Below are 1200 nucleotides of genomic sequence, written 5' to 3'. Positions count from 1 at the left end.
CAGCCAGTAGTGCTGGTGTTGGAAGGGGTAGGTGGGGAGGTCGAGGTGGTGGGTGGGGGTGTTGAGGATGGTGGGCCAGTGGATGGGGGTGGTTGTGGTGGTGTGGAGTTGGGCGAGGGCTTTGAGGAGGGTGGTGGGTTGGTGGTGGTTGTTGCGTTGGGTGGGGATGGTGGGGCGGTCCTCGATCATGGGGGTGAGGGCGGCGTCGGGTCCGATTTCGAGGAGGACGGTGGCGTGGGTGTTGGTGAGGGTGTCGGTGAAGCGGACGGGTTGGCGGATGTGGTCGGTCCAGTATTGGGGGGTGAGGGGGTTTCCGTTGCAGGTGAGGGGGGTGTGGGGTGGGTGGAGGGTGAGGGTGTTCACGATCGCTGCGAAGGGTTCGAGGATCGGGTTCATGAGGGTGGAGTGGAAGGCGTGGCTGACGTTGAGTTGTTTGGTGCGGGTGAAGTGGGTGGCGGTGGTTTTGACGGCGTGTTCGGGGCCTGAGATGACGATGGCGTTGGGGCCGTTGACGGCGGCGAGGCAGACGGTGTCGTTGAGGTGGGGGCGTATTTCTTCTTCGGTGGCGTGGATGGCGATCATGGTGCCGCCGGGGGGGAGGGTTTGCATGAGTTGGCCTCGTGCGGTGACGAGGGTGACGGCGTCGGGGAGGGTGAGGATGCCGGCGGCGTGGGCGGCGGCGATTTCGCCGATGGAGTGTCCGGCGAGGGTGTCGGGGTGGATGTTCCAGGTTCGGAGGAGGTGGTGGAGTGCGGTTTCGAGGGTGAAGGTGGCGATTTGGGTGTTGGCGGTCTGGTTGAGTTTTTGGGGGTCGGCGAGGATGTCGAGGAGGGGGAGGTTGGCGAGGTGGGCGATTTCGTCGACGGTGGCGGCGAATTGGGGGTAGGTGTGGTAGAGGTCGAGGCCCATGCCGGCCCATTGGGCGCCTTGTCCGGTGAAGACGAAGCCGAGGCGGGTGGTGTCGGTGGTGGGGTGGCCGTGGGTGAGGTGGGGGGAGGGGGTGTTGTGGGTGAGTGCGGTGAGTGCGGTGTGGAGTTGGGTGTGGGTGGTGGCGGTGATGACGGCGCGGTGGTGGTGGGTGGTGCGGGTGTGGGCGAGGGTGCGGGCGAGTTCGGTGAGGTCGGTGTCGGGGTGGGTGGTGAGCCAGTGGTCGAGTTGGTGGGCCTGGGCGCGTAGGGCGGTTTCGTTGTGGGCGGAGAG

The 1200-nt window shown here is 66.2% G+C and carries 1 protein-coding gene; it reads right to left on the bottom strand.

What is annotated here, in order from left to right:
* Positions 1-1200: acyltransferase domain-containing protein (locus ACFU74_RS37325; RefSeq protein WP_380764586.1), on the bottom strand; the 1200-nt coding region annotated here is incomplete at both ends.

This window comes from Kitasatospora sp. NPDC057500 (assembly GCF_042802195.1).
Taxonomy (GTDB): Bacteria; Actinomycetota; Actinomycetes; order Streptomycetales; family Streptomycetaceae; genus Kitasatospora.
The sequence above is the reverse complement of the archived record's forward strand: the minus strand, read 5'-3'. Positions and strand labels throughout refer to the sequence as shown.